4 protein-coding genes are annotated in these 3258 nt (G+C 75.1%); 3 read left to right on the top strand and 1 reads right to left on the bottom strand.

The window, feature by feature from the left end; genetic code table 11:
* Together AC2CHG_RS30795 and AC2CHG_RS30790 are read left to right on the top strand one after the other, a co-directional pair.
* The coding region (locus AC2CHG_RS30795; RefSeq protein ID WP_484526139.1) for an adenosylcobinamide-GDP ribazoletransferase at nt 1-219 on the top strand (219 nt) is incomplete at its 5' end.
* A 63-nt stretch (nt 220-282) separates the two neighbouring features.
* Nucleotides 283-1572, top strand: coding sequence for a DUF2314 domain-containing protein (locus AC2CHG_RS30790; protein WP_355514634.1), 1290 nt, complete (start codon nt 283-285; stop codon nt 1570-1572).
* Nucleotides 1573-1614: 42 nt separating this feature from the next.
* Here AC2CHG_RS30790 and gcvT read toward each other — a convergent pair whose 3' ends face one another.
* Nucleotides 1615-2739, bottom strand: a complete 1125-nt coding sequence (gene gcvT / locus AC2CHG_RS30785; protein ID WP_484526138.1) for a glycine cleavage system aminomethyltransferase GcvT — start codon at nt 2737-2739, stop codon at nt 1615-1617.
* Between the two features lie 166 nt (nt 2740-2905).
* On the opposite strand from gcvT, the gene AC2CHG_RS30780 reads away from it, so the two are divergent.
* A partial coding sequence (locus tag AC2CHG_RS30780) for a M17 family peptidase N-terminal domain-containing protein (protein ID WP_484526137.1) occupies nt 2906-3258 on the top strand: 353 nt, incomplete at its 3' end.

The raw sequence follows: 3258 nt of genomic DNA, 5'->3' as shown, positions 1-3258 counted from the left end.
CCGGCGCTCGGCGCGGTCGCCGTCGCGCTGGCGGCCGTGCCCGCGGTGCCGGACCGTCCGTGGCAGGGGCCGCTCGCCGTCCTCGGCGCGCTCGCCGTCGCGGCCGGGCTGCTGCGGCACCTGGTACGCCGCTTCGGCGGCATCACCGGCGACGTGCTCGGGGCGCTCGTGGAGATCGTCACCACGCTGTCCTACCTGGGACTGGTGCTGACCGGCTGAGCGTCACCGGTCCGGGCGGGTAGCGTTCGGGGCGAGTGCACCGGCGCGGTCGAGGGGGACGGCATGCTCATCACGGACGACTTCCTGCCGGTACCGGTGCCCGAGTCGCTCGACGCGACGTACCTGGTACCGATCACCGGGCTGCCCAAGGTGAGCCCGAAGACAGCCGTGGAAGGGCTGGCCGGCCGGCTCGCCGAACCGGTCCACGGGCTGGCCCGGCAGATGCTCGACAGCCCGCTGATGACGGTGGACACCCGTACCGTCGACGAGTTCCCCGAGCTGCCGCCGGACCTGCTCACCGCGTTCGGCGCCACCGAGGAGCAGCTGGCCCGGCTGGCCGCCGCCACCCACCTCGTGGTGGTGCAGGCCGAGTACCGGCCGGGCTGGCCGCCCGCGCACGAGTGGGCCGCCCGCGCGGTGGCCGCCGCGGTCGCCGAGACGGTCGGCGGGGACGTGGTGGACGTCTTCGGGCTGCAGTTCCTCGACCCGGCGGCGGCGCTGCGCTCGCTGCCCGACGAGCAGGGCCGGATCCGGCTCGTCGACTGGGTGCTGGTGCCCTACTCCTCGGACTCCGACGGGCTCTGGTTCACCACGAAGGGGCTGCGCCGGTTCGGGCTGCTGGAGTTGCAGGCCCAGGGCGTGCCGGACCACCTGACCCGGGCGTGGGGCGCGGTGATGACCGGCGCGGCCCGGCGGCTGCTGCGGGACTGGACCGACGGGCTCACCGGCGAGGAGGTGCCGGCGTTCGTGCAGCTTCCGGTGCTGGCCACGGTGACCGGGCACGACATCGCCGTGGCGTACGGCAATCCGGAACAGCACGGCGCGACCGCACCGGTGCTGCTGCGGCTGGAGCTGGACCCGGCCACCGACCCGGACGCCGACTCGTTCCTGAGCCTGAACCCGCCGCCCGGGCATCCGGGTCCGCCCGGCCGCTACTTCGCCGCCGCCTGCGCCACGCTGTTCAACGGCATCCAGCCGGACGTGCGCTACACCCGAACCGGGGACGCGATGAGCCGCGCGGTGGAGACCGCCCGGGAGGCGCTCGGCGACATCCGGGCCCGGTTCCTGGCCGGGCGGCTGCCCGAGGAGAGCCAGCTCGTGGTCAAGTACGGCCTGCCCGGCGACGACGGCCCCGAGTACGTCTGGGCCGGGGTGACCTCGTGGGACACCCCGGAACGGATCGTCGGCGCCAGCGCCAGCGACGCCAACACCGACCCGAGCGTGCGGATCGGCTCGCCGGTGGTGGTGGAGGCGTCGGACGTCGTCGACTGGGCCGTGCTGGACGGCACCGGCGTGCTGGAGGGCGGCTGGACGCAGGCAGTGCTCGACGCCGGGGAGCGCGGCGAGCACTGACCCGCGCGGCTCAGCGCACCGAGGGCGGGTCCGCCTCCGGGCTCAGCGCACCGAGGGCTTGACGAACGGCGGCCGGGTCAGGCGCATCCGCGCGCGTCGGCCCCGGATGTCCACCTCCAGCTCGTCCCCGTCGGCCAGCTTCGGGTCGGTGTCGACCAGCGCCAGCGCGACGCCGTGCTTGAGCGTCGGGCTGAACGTGCCGCTGGTGACGGTGCCGACCTGGCGGTCGCCCGCGTACACGGCCATGCCGGGGCGCGGGATGGCCCGGTCGACGGCGGTGAGGCCGCGCAGCGTACGGGCCGGGCCGGCGGCCTTCTCGGCGCGCAGCGCGTCCCGGCCCCAGAACGCCGGCTTGTCCCAGCCCACCGCCCAGCCGGAGCGGCCCTGCACCGGGGTGATCTCCGGGGACAGGTCCTGCCCGTGCAGCGGGTAGCCCATCTCGGTGCGCAGCGTGTCCCGGGCGGCCAGGCCGCAGGCGCGTACGTCGCCTACCGCGGCGAAGAGCGCGTCCCAGACGGCGACCGCGTGCTCGGCCGGTACGACCAACTCGTAGCCCAGCTCGCCGGTGTAGCCGGTGCGGCACACGGTCAGCTCCACCCCGTCGAGCGTGGCAGTGGAGAAGCTCATGTAGTCGTGGCCGGTGGGCAGGCCGAGCGCGCCCAGCAGGTCCGCCGAGCGCGGTCCCTGGACGGCGAGCACCGCGTACGCCTCGTGCTCGTCGGTGACGGTGACGCCGGCCGGCGCGGCGGCGCGCAGCCGGCGGGCCACCTCGGCGGTGTTCGCGGCGTTGGGGATCAGGAAGACGTGGTCGTCGGCGTGCAGGTAGGCGATGATGTCGTCCACCACGCCGCCGGTGGCGTCGTCGCAGCAGAGCGTGTACTGCGCCTGGCCGGGGGCGATCCGGCCGAGGTCGTTGGTGAGGCAGGCGTTGACGAAGTCCGCCGCGCCCGGCCCGGTCACCCGGATCTTGCCCAGGTGCGAGACGTCGAACACGCCGACGCCCTCGCGGACGGCCGTGTGCTCCTTGAGCACGCCGCCACCGGCGTACTCCAGCGGCATCTGCCAGCCCCCGAAGGGGGCGAACTTCGCGCCGAGCGCGGTGTGCCGCTCGTGCAGCGGGGAGCGGCGCAGCCGGGTCTCGGCGGCGTCGGAGGTCACCTCGGTCATGGGTGGCAACTTACCGGCCCGGACCGCTGTGGTTAGCATCGGCGGGATCCCGTCGGCACGCATCGGCGGGACAGCCACGCCCCCCGGCGGGTAGGTTGCCGCCGGAGACACCTTCATCGCCGGTACGCGACTACGCGGCCGGCCCGGCCCGCCCGGAGTAGCTTTCGTGACATCGCCCCGCACCACCCTCAGCCTGGTCGACACCGACCCCGCCGAACTCGCCGTCGACGCGATCGTGATCGGCGTGCACAGCCAGACCACCGAGCCGGGCAGCGGCGCATCCGCCCACGCCCTGCTGCTGGCCACCGGCGGGGAGAGCATCGCCGCCGCGTTCGACGGAAAGCTGACCGAGACGCTGGCCCTGCTCGGCGCGACAGGTGGCCCGGGCGAGGTGATCAAGCTGGCCACGCTGGGCACCGTGACCGCGCCGCTGGTCGTGGCCGTCGGCCTCGGCCCGGAGCCCTCGGGCGCCGCTCCGGCCCCGGAGTCGCTGCGCCGGGCCGCCGGTGCCGCGGTGCG

This window comes from Micromonospora sp. ATLC20 (assembly GCF_057196585.1).
Note: the sequence above shows the minus strand (reverse complement) of the source record. Positions and strands in the feature narration are given on the sequence as shown.